The sequence below is a fragment of the Paenibacillus sp. strain BS8-2 genome (assembly GCF_054483835.1).
Genome location: NZ_CM137010.1, coordinates 3,504,618 through 3,522,427 on the forward strand (window position 1 = coordinate 3,504,618; position 17,810 = coordinate 3,522,427).

Annotated in this window: 17 protein-coding genes; 11 read left to right on the forward strand and 6 right to left on the reverse strand. The window is 48.1% G+C overall.

What is annotated here, in order from left to right:
* Positions 1-14: 14 nt before the first annotated feature.
* Positions 15-587: a hypothetical protein gene (locus ACX1C1_RS15085; protein WP_458952995.1), complete on the reverse strand. Its 573-nt coding sequence runs from the start codon at positions 585-587 to the stop codon at positions 15-17.
* A gap of 67 nt (positions 588-654) precedes the next feature.
* On the opposite strand from ACX1C1_RS15085, the gene ACX1C1_RS15090 reads away from it, so the two are divergent.
* Positions 655-1,035: a DUF423 domain-containing protein gene (locus ACX1C1_RS15090; protein WP_458952996.1), complete on the forward strand. Its 381-nt coding sequence runs from the start codon at positions 655-657 to the stop codon at positions 1,033-1,035.
* Between the two features lie 148 nt (positions 1,036-1,183).
* The gene (locus ACX1C1_RS15095) at positions 1,184-3,082 is read left to right on the forward strand and encodes a putative bifunctional diguanylate cyclase/phosphodiesterase (RefSeq protein WP_458952997.1); all 1,899 of its coding nucleotides are present in this window, start codon (positions 1,184-1,186) and stop codon (positions 3,080-3,082) included.
* Between the two features lie 72 nt (positions 3,083-3,154).
* Here the strand turns inward: ACX1C1_RS15095 and ACX1C1_RS15100 are convergent, their stop codons facing one another.
* Positions 3,155-3,658 (reverse strand): hypothetical protein, encoded by a 504-nt coding sequence (locus ACX1C1_RS15100; protein WP_458952998.1) that lies wholly within the window; start codon positions 3,656-3,658, stop codon positions 3,155-3,157.
* Positions 3,659-3,829: 171 nt separating this feature from the next.
* On the opposite strand from ACX1C1_RS15100, the gene ACX1C1_RS15105 reads away from it, so the two are divergent.
* Positions 3,830-4,135, forward strand: coding sequence for a YunC family protein (locus ACX1C1_RS15105; protein WP_458952999.1), 306 nt, complete (start codon positions 3,830-3,832; stop codon positions 4,133-4,135).
* A gap of 85 nt (positions 4,136-4,220) precedes the next feature.
* Here ACX1C1_RS15105 and mtnA read toward each other — a convergent pair whose 3' ends face one another.
* A complete protein-coding gene (gene mtnA, locus ACX1C1_RS15110; protein ID WP_458953000.1) occupies positions 4,221-5,276 on the reverse strand; it encodes an S-methyl-5-thioribose-1-phosphate isomerase in 1,056 nt (351 codons plus the stop codon).
* Between the two features lie 20 nt (positions 5,277-5,296).
* Complete coding sequence (gene mtnK, locus ACX1C1_RS15115) at positions 5,297-6,508, reverse strand: S-methyl-5-thioribose kinase (protein WP_458953001.1); 1,212 nt, start codon at positions 6,506-6,508, stop codon at positions 5,297-5,299.
* A gap of 177 nt (positions 6,509-6,685) precedes the next feature.
* Between mtnK and ACX1C1_RS15120 the strand changes: the two genes are divergently transcribed.
* From ACX1C1_RS15120 to sufB, 6 genes are all read left to right on the forward strand, one after another.
* Positions 6,686-7,282, forward strand: coding sequence for a DUF1802 family protein (locus ACX1C1_RS15120; protein WP_458953002.1), 597 nt, complete (start codon positions 6,686-6,688; stop codon positions 7,280-7,282).
* A 70-nt stretch (positions 7,283-7,352) separates the two neighbouring features.
* Positions 7,353-8,132, forward strand: coding sequence for a Fe-S cluster assembly ATPase SufC (gene sufC, locus ACX1C1_RS15125; RefSeq protein WP_458953003.1), 780 nt, complete (start codon positions 7,353-7,355; stop codon positions 8,130-8,132).
* Positions 8,133-8,153: 21 nt separating this feature from the next.
* Positions 8,154-9,461, forward strand: coding sequence for a Fe-S cluster assembly protein SufD (sufD, locus tag ACX1C1_RS15130; RefSeq protein WP_458953004.1), 1,308 nt, complete (start codon positions 8,154-8,156; stop codon positions 9,459-9,461).
* Positions 9,458-10,684, forward strand: a complete 1,227-nt coding sequence (locus ACX1C1_RS15135; protein WP_458953005.1) for a cysteine desulfurase — start codon at positions 9,458-9,460, stop codon at positions 10,682-10,684. The genes sufD and ACX1C1_RS15135 overlap by 4 nt, the downstream gene beginning before the upstream one ends.
* Complete coding sequence (gene sufU / locus ACX1C1_RS15140) at positions 10,671-11,099, forward strand: Fe-S cluster assembly sulfur transfer protein SufU (protein WP_458953006.1); 429 nt, start codon at positions 10,671-10,673, stop codon at positions 11,097-11,099. The genes ACX1C1_RS15135 and sufU overlap by 14 nt, the downstream gene beginning before the upstream one ends.
* A gap of 451 nt (positions 11,100-11,550) precedes the next feature.
* Positions 11,551-12,948 carry a Fe-S cluster assembly protein SufB gene (gene sufB, locus ACX1C1_RS15145; protein WP_458953007.1) on the forward strand — a complete coding sequence of 466 codons (1,398 nt, stop codon included), beginning with the start codon at positions 11,551-11,553 and terminating at the stop codon, positions 12,946-12,948.
* 146 nt (positions 12,949-13,094) lie between these two features.
* Here the strand turns inward: sufB and ACX1C1_RS15150 are convergent, their stop codons facing one another.
* A complete protein-coding gene (locus ACX1C1_RS15150) occupies positions 13,095-14,171 on the reverse strand; it encodes an HD-GYP domain-containing protein (protein WP_458953008.1) in 1,077 nt (358 codons plus the stop codon).
* A gap of 287 nt (positions 14,172-14,458) precedes the next feature.
* The gene (locus ACX1C1_RS15155; protein ID WP_458953009.1) at positions 14,459-15,202 is read right to left on the reverse strand and encodes a molybdenum cofactor biosynthesis protein; all 744 of its coding nucleotides are present in this window, start codon (positions 15,200-15,202) and stop codon (positions 14,459-14,461) included.
* A 113-nt stretch (positions 15,203-15,315) separates the two neighbouring features.
* Here ACX1C1_RS15155 and moaA point away from each other — a divergent pair, with 113 nt between their 5' ends.
* The gene (gene moaA / locus ACX1C1_RS15160; protein WP_458953010.1) at positions 15,316-16,317 is read left to right on the forward strand and encodes a GTP 3',8-cyclase MoaA; all 1,002 of its coding nucleotides are present in this window, start codon (positions 15,316-15,318) and stop codon (positions 16,315-16,317) included.
* 27 nt (positions 16,318-16,344) lie between these two features.
* On the forward strand, positions 16,345-17,790 hold the full coding sequence (locus ACX1C1_RS15165; RefSeq protein WP_458953011.1) for a bifunctional metallophosphatase/5'-nucleotidase: 1,446 nt from the start codon (positions 16,345-16,347) through the stop codon (positions 17,788-17,790).
* Positions 17,791-17,810: the final 20 nt, after the last annotated feature.

The following is a 17,810-nucleotide window of genomic DNA, read 5'->3' on the forward strand; positions in this document are numbered from 1 at the left end:
AGCTGTGGGCTGCGTTAGACGGCGCCCATCGCGCCAATCGAGATGGAGATAACGACCAGACCGACTGTACCGAGCAAGATAAGACCGTTGATCACGAGACCGATGATGCCGAACGTCTTGCGACGTTCCCTTGAGGCAACCCCTATAATCCCAAGAATCAATCCGACAAAGGCGACGGCCAGCGAGCCTAGCAACAGGATACCTGCAATCATAAAGGTGGCGATTGCGCTTCCGAATTCGTCTGATTCCATCAACTCGGCACCCATTTCGGCTTCTTGTCCTTCGCCGTAGGAGGTTGAGATTCGTTCAATCTCTTGGATCAGACTGTCGTCATTGCCGAGATTGCCAATGCTTACGCTGATCACCACGATACCGATAACGATCATAAGCAGGGCAACAAGCGAAATAACAAATGCGGCAATGCCGATGCCTGAATGTTTGAGTGGGGGACGATCCATGTCGTTAGCCGAACCAGGAGCGAAGGGATCTGTGAAAGCCTGTTCGCGGTAAGGATCATTTTGTTGTGTGGTGTGAGGGTCTTGATGCTGATTGTTGTTACTGTTATTAAATTGATTATGATCAGTCATGTTTTCGAATCTCCTTTATGACAATATGCCAAGAATTATACAGGAAAATGGAAGGGATGAACAATATATGTTTCCAGCTTATTTTGTTATCGGAGCAATAAACGCCGCACTGGCCATAGCGCTTGGCGCTTTCGGCGCTCACGGATTGGAGGATCGGATCTCAGAGCACTACCTGGATGTATTCGAAACCGGTGTCAGATATCATATGTATGGAGCGCTTAGCCTTATGTTGATTTCGCTTATGGATAAAGTGGCAGGTGGCGGCAAGCAGGCGAAGATCGGAGTTCGGCTCATTTTCGCAGGGATGCTAATCTTTAGTGTGAGCCTATATGTCTTGGCGCTTACAAGTTTGTCGAAACTCGGTATGATTACGCCGCTAGGCGGAGTTGCGATGCTGGCCGGCTGGGCCTATGTTATTACAGGTGTCCTGAAACATGCCCGGAAATAAACGGTTGTCCTGACAAGTTCGACAAATTTCGATTGAATGCGGCAAATTATTATATCTCTATAACAAATATTTCTATACCAAATACTGCAATTCGTTTATAATATACCTAGCTATCGGTTGACTCGACATAGAGGAAGGAAGTTTGTGTGTGGCGAAAGATAAAGAAGATTTGCCTTCACCACGAAATCAGCGAAGAACGCTGTCCTTATACGAGCCAATGAGTTTGGGATTAATCGGATTATCGGCAATGGCTGCAGTTTGGATTGTAGTATCTTTTGTCTTGATAACGGATGTGATGTTTAAATGGGTGTCCTGGTCCGTTTCGGCAGCTCTCCTGGCAACAGCTGCTGTCTTATGGTTAAAACGTCACCCCCTAATTAGTTTCCGCAAATACCACACTGCTATCGTAGACACCTTGTTGCGCTCGGAGGCTGTTCCATTGTCCGTTCTGGATCGGAGTGGCAACGTATTGGAGCTTAACGAAGCGGCAGGACGTATGTTAGGTTATCAACGATCAGAGATGATCGGAGAAGCTATTATGCGTATGATCGACCCGGCGAGCAGATCAATTCTGCAAGAGAGCCTGGAGTTATCCTTGCAAGGCCAGACGATTCAGAACAATATCAGTATTACGCACCGCACGGGTTTTCCTCTCGAATTACAAGTCATTTGTGCTCCATTGATTCAAGATCACGAAGTAATCGGTACGCTAATGATCAGCCATGACCTAAGCGATCGCAAACGAAATGTTGAACGTATCCGGTACATGGCCTATTATGACGACATGACAGGTCTGCCTAACCGAACTCTATTCCAGATCAAGCTGTCAGAGAGTCTGACAAGAGCCAAGGAAGATGAACGGACAATCGGCATCTGTTATATGGATTTGGACGGCTTCAAGCTTGTTAATGCTTCATTTGGACGTGAGTCCGGAGATATGCTTCTCATGCAAGTAGCCGAACGGTTATCTCGTAACTCGCCAGAGCAGGATGTCATTGCAAGGATGGAAGGCGACGAATTCGCCCTTCTGCTGAATTCGATCACATCCGAAGAAGAATTGATGGATTATGCCAGAAAGCTGCTCAAGGCGATCGAAGAGCCATATGAACTTAAGGGATTCCCTATACATATTACGGCGAGCATCGGCTTAGTCACGAACAGCAACTTGGATGACGATGGGTATACATTGTTCAAGAAGGCTGATATGGCGCTCTACAAAGCTAAGGAAAACGGAAAAAATGATTGTATGATGTATTCCGACACTTGGAGTAATTCTTCCTTTGAACGATTGACGCTGCAGCATGAGCTATACCGCGCGATCCAACGTAAGGAATTTGTTCTCTATTATCAACCCCAATATGATTTGAAGAATGGCGTCATGGTCGGCGTAGAAGCGTTAGTGAGATGGATTCATCCCGTCAAGGGGCTACTTGCTCCTGGAACGTTCATTCCGTTGGCAGAAGATAGCGGTATGATCGTTCAGATCGGTGACTGGGTGCTTGAGGAAGCATGTCGGCAGAACAAGGCTTGGCAGGATGCAGGGCTTCCCAAAATTCCTGTGTCGGTCAACCTTTCTATCAGACAATTCCTTCAACATGACTTGGCAAGCCGAGTTGCTGAAGTTTTGGAGAAAACAGGTCTTGAAGCGCGGTATTTGGATCTCGAAATTACAGAATCCATGACCAACGATGTAGGTCATATCTCGCGCTGCTTGCTAGCGATTACGGATCTCGGAGTCGGGATTAGCGTAGACGATTTCGGAACGGGTTACAGCTCATTCCACTATCTTAAGAACTTCCCGATTGACCGTCTCAAGATTGACCGATCATTCGTAAGAGATATCCAACAGGATCCAAGTGATGCGGAGATCGTCGCAGCCATTATTGCAATGGCGCATAATCTCAATATACAAGTTATCGCTGAAGGAGTAGAGACGGTTGAACAAATGGAGTTTCTGAAGAAACATCGCTGCGACGAGATGCAGGGCTTCTTCTGGAGTCCGCCTGTTACAAGCGATAATATCGAAGAAATGCTCAAAGCAGGTTAAATAAATAACGTTCATAATGCCAAAAGCGGCGAACCTCTCCCGGAGGTTTCGCCGCTTTTCTTATTGTTCCTCTTATTCCAAGAAGTCTTCAAGCTCGGTCATTCTGAACGTATAGACCTGCTTCTCGTCTACATGGTAGACGGTAATTAATTGTCCAGCTTCATCCAAGTTAATAATTCGGCAGGGAATACTTAGTTTGATCCCTAAACCGCGATTCACGATCAACCGAATCAGCTTATTGCTTTTCATGAGAGAACGGATCTGTTCGAAGCCGTCTCCAGCACTAGACTTGTCCGGAGCTTTATCGGCAGCTATGATCGTAGGTGAAGGCCGCTTAGATTGAGAGGATTCAGGGATGATTGGTATTGGTGTAGCTGTGGCGCTGCTGGCTTGCCGTTCAAGAATCCGTTCACCGAGACGCACACCGGACAATATCCTGTAATCGGCATATCCACCCGCATTAAGGCTGGAAATCAGTTTTGCTAAAGCGCTTCCATGGTGATCGTCTTCTATCATAACTTCTATTTGGAATACATGGGAGGAAGGTGATTCTTTGGTGGCTGGTTGTTTCGTCATGTGGTTGCCTCCGTAACATTATGGCAGGATACCTCTAATATATCACTAAAACGAATAGTCATACAGTCCTAATCCGCAAACGTCTATACTGAGCCGATATTCCCGCATATACTGATTTGCAGTGCAATTTGAGGCAGTAAACAGCTGCTTGCAAAGGGAGGTGGATTTCATATGATGAGGATGGTTCCATTCGTCCTGGACAATGGGGCTACTGTTCTTGGCGTCGAAGTGAAACTTCCGAAAACGACGTTATTGTCCATCTCGACTGACAAAGGTTATATTATGTGCGGAGCGCTAGACGTTACATTGCTGAATGAACGGCTTAGTGATCGGGGGATCATTGCAGGACGCGCCGTCGGCGTTAGGACATTGGAAGAATTAATGAACGCTCCGCTCGAATCGGTTACCTTGACTGCAGAATCGCTGGGGATCGTGGTCGGGATGAAGGGCAGCGATGCACTTGAACGAATGTTATAGGTGTGAAGTGAAGAAAAACCCCAATCAAGGTAATCTGGCAGATACGCCAGACCCGTTGCTTGGGGTTGTTTACTTGATGGTTACATTATTTTTCAAAAAGTTTACGTAAATTCTCTTCGAAAGGCGCCTCAACGATGCCCTTCTCTGTAATGATCGCAGTAACATATTCATGTGGCGTTATATCAAATGCAGGGTTGTACACCTTGACGCCTTGAGGCGCAGTACGTTTGCCGAATCCTTCGGTAACTTCTTCAGCATTACGTTCTTCGATCGGAATTTCAGCGCCTGTAGGCGTCTGAAGGTCGATCGTAGACAGCGGACAAGCTACATAGAACGGGATGCCATGCGCCTTGGCTAATACGGCTACACTGTATGTGCCGATTTTGTTCGCTACGTCACCGTTAGCAGCCACACGATCAGTGCCGACGATAACTGCGTTCACCCAGCCCTTGGACATAACATGACCAGCCATATTGTCACAGATCAACGTTACATCAACGCCTGCTTGTTGCAGTTCAAATGCTGTCAGTCTAGCACCTTGCAGGACTGGTCGCGTTTCGTCTGCGAACACGCGGATCGACATGCCGCGCTCCTTCGCCAGATAGAACGGCGCTAGCGCCGTTCCGTATTTGGCTGTTGCCAGTCCGCCTGCGTTGCAGTGCGTAAGCACGCCCATATCATCCTCGAACAATGTCAAAGCATGTTCACCAATCATCCGATTGGTTTCTTCGTCTTCGCTCTGAATCGCAATGGCTTGCTCCGTTAGCGCCTCTTTGGCAGCCGATAAGCTTAGTCCTTGCTCCTTAATGTCAACCGCAGTTGCTTTCATCCGGTCAAGCGCCCAGAATAAGTTAACGGCAGTAGGCCGCGAAGTCGCAAGATATTCGGATTCCTTCATAACGGCTTGAAGCCAATCCTCGATCGTAGCCGCGTGCGCGCTGCCTAATACTACGCCATAAGCTGCAGCGATACCGATAGCAGGAGCGCCTCTAACCTTAAGGTGACGGATAGCTTCCCATACATCCTCGGAAGTCGTGAGTGGCAAATAAACGATTTCTTCGGGCAATAGCCGTTGATCGAGCAAGTCGAGCTTGTCGCCTCGCCAAATAACGGATTGAAGTCCAGCATAAGTTTGAGTCATCTTGTAGTTCCTTTCTTGGACTAGCTATTGCTAGCCGTAATCACTACGTCGGTTAAGACGGCGATGGAGTTAGCTTGTCTGTTGCGGCGAATGAGCTCTGTTCCGATCGCAAGCGCCAATCGCTGCGCGCGTTCACGGCTGGCTTCATCCGGAATGCGGTCAATGTCAGCGACATGTGCAAGTCCAACGATTCGACGGACCATCTTCGCGCCAGCGAAACCGATGGTGTCCTGAAGAATGCAATTCATGTAATAATCAAGGTACCCAGGTGCCGCTTTCGCCAGCCTGTCGGTTCCATTCTGCTCCCATAGTGTGCGGAACTTGGACTCGAATCCATTCCAGATGTCAATAATAGTAGATATCAACTCGTTACGGAACTCGGCACGATCGTTGCCGTTTTGCTTCCAATGCTCTTGACCGGCATAGTTGAGCAGAAGATTGGCAATAACAGCGCCGATATCAAAGCCCATGGGGCCATAGAATGCAAATTCAGGATCGATCACTTTAGTAGATTGCGGCGTGGCGAAGATGCTGCCGGTATGGAGATCGCCGTGCAGCAGCGCTTGCGCGTGCGTCAGAAATTTCTCTCGGAGTATTGCGACTTCGAAATGAAGATCGCTATCGTTACAAAGCGCTTCCGCCGCGTCACGAATAGCGGGATCAATGTTATTGTTCGGCGAAACCGTGTACGGATCGTCGAAGATTAAGTCTTCCGTTATTTTGCACAGATCCGGATTAATGAATCGACCTAAACGAACTTTTTTCTCCTGTTGATTCATGCCGAAGTCGGATGTGTTGAACAACGTGTTAGCCATAAATGTAGAAATATGATCCGCGAACAAAGGATATCGAGTGCCGTCCATCAGACCTTGGCGCATAATGACATGGCTGCTGAGATCCTCCATAATCGTGAGCGCAAGCACGGAATCATAGCGATAAACAATTGGAACAAGTCCTGGAGCTAGCTCGCCTTCGAGGATAAGCTTCTCGCTTTCGATGCGGGCGCGATCCAAAGTCAGCGGCCAAGATTCGCCAACGACTTTGGCATAAGGCAACGCTTGTTTCATGATTAGGCTTTTGCCGCTTACCTTATCGGTAATATGAAACACAAGATTTAAGTTGCCATCGCCGATTTCCCGGCAGCTTAAGTTTGCGTCAACTGGAAAAAAACCATCCATGCCTTGGGCAATTGTGATGGCTTCTTCAATCGTTAAAGGATGATACGTAGACATTTATGTCCACCTCCGATAGTTACTCTCATTCAGACACCATGCTCTCTAGTATAATGGAATAACATTCGGCATGGAATACCTTAAGACATGATACATTGACATCTCCGGGACTTTTTTTCGATAATAGAAGTGGTTGTTTTCATATTGGGATCGGATTTAGCGAGGAGGCAAATGTGGATGGATCGGACAAACAGGCAAATGATTGCCTTGAAGGAATGGGCTGTTTCCGTTAAAGCTCTGCGAGAAGGAGAGCAGATTCTAGTGCTTCGCAAGGGTGGCATCATCGAGGAAACAAGGGATTTTCAACTGCTCAGCCCAAACTTTTATTTAATGCCCGCTTATGAGCACCAGAGACAAGAATTGCTCAAGGAGCAATATCGCGCCGGGATGGACGAGACGTTAAAGGAATGGTCGCCCGGGATGGAGCAAATAAAGCTGGACGCTTACGCTGAAGTGACGGATGATATCGAGATCAATGATCAAGAAACGTTGGATAAGCTGAGAGATTGTCACATCTGGACGGATACTTTCGCAGAAGAACGTCTAAAGTGGAAACGGAAGAAACCGCTTCATCTATTATTAATGAAGATATACAAACTGGATAAGCCCGTATATGCTCCGATGCGAGAGGCGTATAACGGCTGCAAGTCTTGGGTCAGACTGGAAGACAGCTTGGAAGAACCTGCTATTTCGCCTGTATTAACGGAGGAAAAGTATAGGGCAGAGCGGGAGCGAATCCTCTCGCTGATTGATTTAAAACAAAAACTATATTAAAATGATTATTGAGAATCAGTGAGAATCAACTATTTTAGAAGTAAACCAACCTTTGGAGGGATTGCATACAATGGCAACACATTTTGTCATCGATGGGCTGAAGGCCGAGATCGAAGGAAAAGAAATTCTAAAAGGCATCAACCTGGAAATCAAGGGCGGCGAAATTCACGCTATCATGGGACCTAACGGAACAGGTAAAAGTACGCTGGCTTCCGCTTTGATGGGTCATCCTAAATATGAGGTAACAGAAGGCAGCGCATCCCTTGACGGAGAAGACTTGCTTGAGATGGAAGTTGACGAGCGCGCTCGCGCCGGTCTGTTCCTAGCTATGCAATATCCAAGTGAGATTCCGGGCGTAACCAATTCCGACTTCTTGCGCAGCGCGATTAATGCTCGCCGCGAAGAAGGCAGCGAGATCTCGTTGATCAAATTCATCCGCCAGATGGAAGGCAAGATGAAAGAGCTAGAGATGAATCCAGAGTTTGCTCACCGTTACCTGAACGAAGGTTTCTCTGGCGGCGAGAAAAAACGTAATGAAATTCTTCAAATGATGTTATTGGATCCAAAGATCGTTGTACTCGACGAGATCGACTCCGGTCTTGATATCGATGCACTACGTATCGTTGCGAACGGTGTGAACGCGATGCGTTCCGAAGAACGTGGCTTCTTGATCATTACTCACTATCAGCGTCTCCTGAACTATATTACACCTGACTTCGTACACGTTATGATGCAAGGACGCATCGTTAAATCCGGCGGTCCGGAGCTTGCTCAGCGCCTTGAGAATGAAGGTTATGACTGGGTGAAGGAAGAACTGGGCATCGTAGACGAAACTGTAGGCCAGGCTTAATCGGAGAAGGAGGTTAAACGAATGAGTACACAACTATCGACTCCGACCGACCGCGGTTCCGCGGAAGCTCTGGCACGGAGCAAGGGCGAGCCGGAATGGCTCGTAGCGCTTCGGGGAGAAGCAGCTGAGCTTGCGGGCAGCATCGCTTGGCCGAAGCCGGAGAAGGTGCGTATCGAGCGCTGGAATTTAACGGCTGTAGGCAGCTACGAATCGTCCGCACCTGCAGGCTCGCTGGCTGAATTGCCGGCCGTGGTTCAGGAGCTTGTAACGGAAGGCACGGAGAATCTGCTGGTACAGCGTAATTCGGGCACGGCATGGAGACAACTCTCTGCGGAGCTGTCGGCCAAAGGTGTTATCTTCACCGACCTAGAGACTGCATGCAAGGAGCATGGGGATCTGGTACAGCAATATTTGTTCCAAGCCGTTAAGAAGGACGAAGACAAATTGACGGCGCTGAATGCGGCATTATGGAATGGCGGCGTATTCGTATACGTGCCTAAGAATGTGGAAGTGGAAATTCCGCTTCAGGCGATTCTATTTAATGACAACGCGGACTCTACGTTCGCTCCCCATATTCTTATCGTTGCGGATTCGAACAGCCGTGTAACTTATGTAGACTGCGCTGTGTCTGACAAAGCAGCCGTCAACTCGGCTTTCGTTCACCCTTCCATTGTTGAAGTGTTCGTGAAACCAGGCGCATTCGTTCGTTTCGGATCGGTTCATTCGCTAGGGGAAAGCGGCGTTGATATGACACTTCGCCGTGCAATCGTCGAGAACGATGGTCGTATTGAATGGACGATCGGCGATCTGAATGATGGACATACATTGTCCGATACGAAGTCGATCATGAAGGGCCAAGGCTCCACTTCGGATGTTAAGGTCATTAGCGTTGGTAAGAACGTGCAACAAATGAGCTTGACGACTCAAGCCGTACACTTCGGCAAAAGCTCGGACAGCAACATGATTACTCGCGCAGTCATGAAGGATTCTGCTTCGGCGATTATCAATGGCATTACGAAGATCGAGCATGGCGCAACCAAAGCTAATGGCGTTCAGACTGAAAAGGTTTTGATGCTTAGCCCGAAAGCGCGCGGTGACGCCAATCCGATTCTTCTCATTGATGAAGATGATGTAACTGCGGGCCATGCAGCGAGCGTAGGTCAAGTAAATCCAGAGCAGGTCTACTATCTGATGTCTCGCGGCATTAGCAGACAAGACGCTGAACGATTGATTATTTATGGATTCCTTGCTCCAGTCGTATCCGAGATTTCGGTTGAAGCCGTGCGTACACAGCTTCAGCGTTTGCTCGAAAGGAAGCTTGAAGGATGAATATACATGCAGTGCGGGAGCAGTTCCCGATATTGTATCAAGAGATAAACGGGCATCCGCTCGTTTATCTGGATAGCGCGGCATCTTCGCAGAAGCCGCGCTCTGTCATTGATGCGATGAAACGGTACTATGAGCTGGATAATGCGAACGTTCACCGAGGCGTGCACACACTCGGCTCCCGTGCGACTGACGCGTATGAGGGTGCGCGCGCCAAAGTAGCGAAGTTCTTGAATGCAGAGACACCCGAGCAGATTATCTTCACACGCGGTACAACAACTGCGCTGAATCTGGTTGCTACCGGTTATGCTCGGACAATCTGCAAGGAAGGCGACGAAATCGTCATTACTCCGATGGAGCATCATAGCAACCTGATCCCTTGGCAGCAAGCTGCAAAGGCGACAGGAGCTACGCTCAAATATATTCCACTTCAGCCTGACGGTACAATTTCGATACAGGATGTGGAGGAAGTTATCACACCTAACACGAAGGTTGTTTCGATGACATACGTGTCCAACGTCTTAGGCGTCGTTAATCCGATTAAGGAAGTTGCGGAGATTGCTCATCGCAACGGAGCTATAATGGTGGTCGACGGTGCGCAGAGCACACCGCACAAACGTGTGGATGTGCAGGATCTCGGAGCAGATTTCTACGCATTCTCGGGTCATAAGATGTGTGGTCCAACCGGAATCGGCGCATTGTACGGCAAGAAAAACCTGCTTAACAATATGGAGCCTATAGAGTTCGGCGGCGAAATGATTGATTTCGTGGATCTATTCGAATCGACATGGAAAGAAATTCCTTATCGATTCGAAGGTGGTACTCCGATCATCGCAGGCGCGGTAGGCCTTGGCGCCGCAATCGATTTTCTAGAGAGTATCGGCATGGATGAGATTGATCGACATGAACGGCATTTGGCCGCATATGCTTACGACAGACTGTCTACGATTGAAGGCATCGAGTTATACGGTCCGAAGACGGGCCGTGTGGGTCTAATCACGTTTAATCTGGATGATGTCCATCCGCATGATGTTGCAACCGTACTTGATTCCAAGGGGATCGCAATCCGCGCAGGGCATCACTGCTGTCAGCCGCTTATGCGCTGGCTCGAAGTTTCGGCTACCGCGAGAGCGAGCTTCTATCTATACAATACCGAAGAGGATATCGATGCCTTAGTCCGCGGTCTAATCCAAACAAAGGAGTTCTTCGGCTATGCAATTGGATGATTTGTACCGCAGAGTCATAATGGATCATTATAAGAATCCTCGCAACCGCGGCACGATGAACGACGATGCCGTGACAATCAACCTCAATAATCCGACTTGCGGCGATCGTATATCGTTGCAATTGGTTGTTGTGGATGGCAAAGTCACGGACGCCAAGTTCACAGGCGAAGGCTGCTCCATCTCAATGAGTTCCGCTTCGATGATGACGGAGGCTGTCAAAGGCCATACGTTCGAAGAAGCGCTTGAGATGGCGGAACGATTCTCCTCCCTGATGAAGGGCGAGGATGTTGAGTTCGAGGAGCTTGAGGATATTGAAGCGTTGTCGGGCGTGAACAAATTCCCGGCACGTATCAAATGCGCAACACTGGCGTGGAACGCCCTTCGCAAAGGGATCGAAACGCAAAGTGAAAAATGATTGGTTTAGTAAGCTTCGAAGGTTACGCATCGTGATCAAAATTGTACTTTTTGATGACCTTAAGTGAGATCAAGATCAAAAAGAACGATTTTCAGCACCGAGAAGGTTGGACGAAAGCCGAGGTCCGAAGAGCGGAGCGTAGCAGCGCTACGTGAGCACTGGAGGAGCCGGCTGAGTTCAAGATTCGATGTCGAATAAGCTTCGAAGGTTACGCATCGTGATCAAAATTGTACTTTTTGATGACCTTAAGTGAGATCAAGATCAAAAAGAACGATTTTCAGCACCGAGAAGGTTGGACGAAAGCCGAGGTCCGAAGAGCGGAGCGTAGCAGCGCTACGTGAGCACTGGAGGAGCCGGCTGAGTTCAAGATTCGATGTCGAATAAGCTTCGAAGGTTACGCATCGTGATCAAAATTGTACTTTTTGATGACCTTAAAAGGAGTGATGAGGAAATGGCAAAGTCAATGCCGGAAATGGAAGAATACAAGTACGGTTTCCGCGATGAGCATAAAGCGATTTTTCAGTCGGGTAAAGGGCTGACGCCTGAGATCGTTCGTACGATTTCGGAAATGAAAAACGAGCCGGAATGGATGCTTGAGTTCCGTCTTAAGTCGCTGGAGCAATTCAACAAGATGCCTATGCCGAAGTGGGGCGGGGATCTGGATGACTTGGACTTCGACGACATTCAATATTACGTGAAGCCATCCGAGAAACAAGGCAAGACGTGGGAAGAGGTTCCACAAGAGATCAAGGAAACCTTTGACAAGCTAGGTATTCCTGAAGCTGAGCAGAAGTTCCTTGCAGGCGTGTCGGCTCAATATGAGTCGGAGGTTGTTTACCACAGCATGCAAGAGGATCTGGAGAAACAAGGCGTTATCTTCACGGATACAGATACGGCGCTGCGCGAATACCCAGAGCTGCTCAAAGAATATTTTGGAACGATCATTCCTCCTACGGACAACAAATTCGCAGCTCTTAATAGCGCAGTATGGTCCGGTGGATCGTTTATCTACGTACCAAAAGGTGTACAATGTGATATCCCTCTGCAAGCTTATTTCCGGATCAACTCCGAAAATATGGGACAATTCGAACGTACGCTCATTATCGCCGACGAAGGAAGCTCCGTGCATTACGTAGAGGGCTGTACTGCGCCGATCTACAGCACGAACTCCTTGCATAGCGCAGTCGTAGAAATTCTTTGCAAAAAGGATTCTCGCGTTCGTTATACGACAATCCAGAACTGGGCTCCGAACATCTACAACCTCGTTACCAAACGTGCTGTAGCAGACGAGAACGCCCAAATGGAATGGATCGATGGCAACATCGGCTCCAAGCTGACGATGAAATATCCTGCAGTTGTTCTTCGTGGCCGCGGTGCGAAAGGTATGGTATTATCGATCGCTGTTGCGGGCAAAGGCCAGCATCAAGACGCAGGAGCGAAGATGACGCATCTGGCACCAGATACGAGCTCTACAATCGTATCGAAATCCATCAGTAAGCATGGCGGCAAAGTAACATATCGCGGCTTGGCTTCGTTCGGACGCAACTCCGATGGCGCCAAAGCGAACATTAAATGCGACACGCTTATTCTGGATAACGAGTCGACTTCCGATACAATTCCATACAATGAAATTCTGAACGACAACATCACCCTGGAACACGAAGCAACGGTGTCCAAGGTATCTGAAGACCAACTGTTCTACTTGATGAGCCGCGGCCTCTCTGAGGACGAAGCTACTCAAATGATCGTTATGGGCTTCATCGAGCCGTTCACCAAAGAACTTCCAATGGAATACGCGGTCGAGATGAACCGTCTGATCAAGTTCGAGATGGAAGGTTCGATCGGTTAAGATCGTCTATCCATTACAAGCAAAGACCTCTGGGAATTAAGTTTCCCAGAGGTCTTTGTGCATCTATAAGTACAACCTATTGCCAATAAAAAACCGCTCTAATACATAAAGTATTTAAGCGGCGTAAGATTGAAGTTCTCAATCCGTTATAGATAAATATGCTCGATCTCATATTGGCGTTCGATTGTAAGATCAACAAATTGCTCGTTGGTCTGAACAAGCGGTCTGAAGAATTCAGTTGGATGCGTCATAACGATAACGCCGAACTCTTTGTTATTAAGCCGGACCTTCTTGCCGATGAAATTGGGAATCATATGCTTAATGAACGTATGGGTTGTTACCGGATCAAGCTCATTGAAGCTTAGTCTGTGAAGCTCCTTAAGCACGTATAACAAATCACGTTCCTTCTGATAAATGCGCGCAGAAATCATTGCACTATAAATATCTACAACGGCAATAATTTTAGAGATGGGATGGATTTCGTCGCCCTTGAGGCCATGCGGATATCCGCTGCCGTCTACGCGTTCGTGATGCTGCAGTGCGCCAAGTGCCAGGTCGTTATTATCGAACGAGTCGGAAATAATATCGTGACCATACAAGGTATGCCGTTTCACTTCATCAAATTCTTCTGCTGTCAGCTTACCAGGTTTGTTCAGGATATCGCCGCTGATCTTGCTCTTGCCAATGTCATGCAAGAACCCGGCTTTGCCGATGTGCGCAGCTTCTTCGCTGGAGCTTCCTAGCCATGTAGCCAAGTAATAGGAGAGCATGCCAACCTGGACAGAATGTTGATAGGTATAATCATCTTCGGTATTAAGCAAGAGGAGCATGGAGACAACATCTCGTTCCAACTGCAGGTTGTTAAGCAGCGGCTGCATAATCTCTGTTACTTCGGAATCATGGACGATCCCTTGCTCGAAAGCATTCTCGAACAACTTCTCAAACCGTTTGACAGCGTTCTCGTAAATCGGTTGAACTTTAGGAAGCCACTTCGGATTAACTGTGGATTCTAACGTTCGATTGGATTCGTTATACGATTCTATTGTTGAAGTGGCGATTTCCCTATCTTTGATATCAACGTAATCAATATGATGTTGAAGCAGCCTGGATATTTCGTTCTTATATAGTTTAGTACCCTTGGAAAGCACATGCAGCCCGTAATTATTGAATATATCGTGGCTAAGTTGGTCTCCATCTAGTATATCAGCAACATGGATTCTCATAGAGACACCTCGAATTATGATTAATCAAGCCTACTCAGATATATAGATAGTAACAATCAATCCACCTATTGGCAATATAAATAAATGTGAAATGAATCCAATTACCTATATTTCGACACAATTCGACAAACGTCGCTTCATTACTTCCAATTTTATGGATGCGGGATCAACCGATAACAAATCATACTAAGGTCATGCCCATTAAATTAAAATCCGAGTAAGCTCATACTATAGTTCTATTGGGACTGTGGATCATACATATATAACTTTCGTACGAATGAATCTTATTATGACTGCGGTGCGGCAATCGGATCCCAAGGTCCTAGTTGATGGCCTTTCCATTCGGAGCCGTCTTCCCATATTTCCTTCTTCCAGATCGGTACGATCTGCTTGAGTCTTTCGATTGCGTAGCGACTTGCTTCATAACAATGCTCTCTGTGTGGAGCGGACACGGCAATCACAACGCTACTTTCCGCGAGATGGACAACGCCAACTCGATGAGTGATTGCGCATAAAGCACCGGGCCAATTCGAGGCAATCTCGTTTCCGATCTGTTCCATAGTCGAAACAGCCATCGGTTCGTAGGCTTCATATTCTAACCGTACGGTACGCTGGCCTTGCGTCCACTCACGTGTTGTGCCAACGAAAGCAATCGCTGCGCCATGTTCTTTGACAATAACTTTGGCGAGCACGTCTTCCGTTCGTATTTGTTCACTGGTGATCACGAACCTAGGAGCAGTCAGGCTCCCCGTATCGTCCTGTGTACCGCCTAGTTCTTCTCCACCTGATACAGGAGGCAGCAAGGCTAGCTCATCGCTTGCGTGAACCGTCTCTCCATCGGATACATACGTATGGTTACGCGCAACGAAGCAAATGGCTAACAGGGCAGAATGTTCGGCATACTCCTGCGCAATCGCGGATTTAAGCGCGCCTGCTGTCAATTCCTCAGCGTCGATTGTAAGCTCAAGCCGGCTCGTCCCTAACCTCTCGGGCAGACCCGCAAACAGCATGATGGTCCAGGGTTGTTTCATCTATTGGCAACTCCTTGTAAGCAACCCCAAATAGGGTTTTTGGATGTTACTAGAATACCATAAAAGCGAAAAAAATGTTATGCTATAGGGTACATAGAGAGGTGGTGCGCGGGATGCAGGAGCTGAAGGATCGGTTTGGGAGAAAACATGACTATTTAAGAATTTCGGTAACGGATCGCTGCAATTTACGCTGCCTGTACTGCATGCCTGAAGAAGGAGTGGAGTTCACAGAAGCGGACAATGTACTCAGCTATGACGACATCGTTGAAGTCGTTAAAGCTGGCGCAGAGCTAGGGATCACGAAATTGCGAATCACTGGTGGAGAACCGTTGCTCAGACCTGGGTTGGATGGATTAATCGCAAGGCTGTCGGCAATCCCAGGTATTAAAGATATCGCCTTAACAACGAATGGGATTTTTCTGGCTAAACAAGCCCAAGCGTTAAAGGCAGCTGGATTGAACCGAGTGAATATCAGTCTTGATACGCTTGATCCTGCCAGATTCCGTTTCATCGCTAGACGTGGTGATCTAAACCGCGTGCTGGAGGGGATTGAAGCGGCTGCTGAAGCCGGATTTAATCCCATCAAACTGAATTGTGTCTTGTTGAAGGGCGTCAATGAGGACGAAATTGAAAAGTTTTTGAAGCTGGCTTATGACCGACCGCTGCATGTCCGGTTCATCGAATATATGCCAATCGGCCATGCCGATGAGAATTGGCGCAAGCACTATTTGCCGTTATCGCGAGTACTGGAGATTGCTGAAGGAGAAGGTTACGTATTGTCCCGTAAGGAATCCGTCAAGGGCAACGGACCGTCTGAAGATTGGCAGATGGAAGGGGCTGTAGGTTCTTTCGGGCTCATCCATCCGATCAGCGATCACTTCTGCAGTAACTGCAATCGGCTTCGATTAACGGCAGACGGCAATATGAAACCCTGCTTGTATTGGGTTGATGAGCTTAATGTTAAGGGAGCGCTCGGTAATTCGGAGGCGATCAAGCATCTTTATTATAAAGCAATGGACATCAAACCCGAGAATCACGAGATGGCAGCCAAACTTGCGGACGGAGCGTTGACACATGTCCCGACTGACCGTCGCATGTCGCAAATCGGGGGTTAATTGAATAGGCGGAAGGCGGTGCTTCGAATGAGTCATCCATTCGATAGTCGGGTTACCAAAGTTGTGCTGATGCATAGCAACGATATTCATAGCCGTCTAGAAAATGCAGCAAAAATCTCGGCTATTATTGCTAATGAACGTAAGACTTGGGGGGCCGAGTGCGTGCTTGCTGTAGATTGCGGTGATCATATGGACCGTATGAGGCAAGAGACGGAAGGAAGCGAAGGTCAGGTTAATCTTTCGTTGCTTCGGGAATGCGGATATGAAGCGATTACGCTTGGCAACAACGAAGGTTTGACATATACGCCTGAAGCGCTGTCACATTTGTATAGCAACGTATCGGAATTCGACATTGTCTGCTCCAACCTGGTTATGCTGGAGTCTGGTGAGCGTCCAGAATGGATGAGTCCGAGTGTCGTTATTCGCAAGAACGGACTGCGAGTAGGACTGATCGGCGCGACGGCGGCCTTTAGCGAGTTCTACGAACTTCTGGGCTGGAAAGCGACCGATCCATTGGAGGCGATACGCCTCGAAGCAGAAAAGCTGAGGGATGAGGCAGACATTGTAGTTGTTATGTCACATCTAGGACTTCGATTCGACGAAGCTATAGCGGAGCAGATTCCTGGCATTCATCTTATTTTGGGCGGACATACCCATCATCTCCTTGAGGAACCCCTTGTTATAAACGGAGTCATGTTATGCGCAGCTGGCAAGTTCGGCGAATATGTCGGCAAGATCGAAATAGCATGGGACGAAAAGGAAGGTAAGCCGCTTCTCCGGGGAGAAGTCGTGCCTACCGGAGCTTATGTCGAAAGCGAAGATGCGGAAGCGATCATCGAAGCGTTCCGCAAGTCAAGCCGCATTAAGTTGGCTAGGGTCGCGACAGTGCTTCGACATCCGCTGCCATCTAACCCGGCAAGAGAAAACCCGTTATCCAACCTGCTCGCAGCAGGCCTCAGACGCTACACCAATGCTGAGATCGGACTTGTCAACGCAGGGCAATTGTTAGGTGGTCTGGCGCTTGGCGACGTAACCGCAGGCGAGCTTCACGCGATCTGCCCGTCTCCCATCAATCCTTGCCGCATGTCGATTCGAGGGAGCAAGCTAAGGACAGCACTAGAGCAGTCGCTGAGCGAGTCCTATTCATCAAAAGCAATCAAGGGGTATGGTTTCCGAGGCGAAGTATTGGGCATGCTTGCACTGGATGGAATGACGGTTGTATATGATGAAAGCAGACCTCCATTGGACCGGATCATACGCATTCAGGTGGGCGAGGAGCCGCTGGATGATGAGCGATTGTATGAGGTCGGCACAATCGATATGTTCAGTTTTAAAGTGGGTTACGAGAGCCTCGCTGAAGCTGAGAGCTTCAGGTATTATTTGCCTGAATTTATTCGGGACGTGCTCGAAGGAGAGCTTCAACATGAACCATCGCTTATAGGTTGCCACGCCAATCGGTTTGTTCCTTGTTAACAAAAAACTACAAGGTTTCG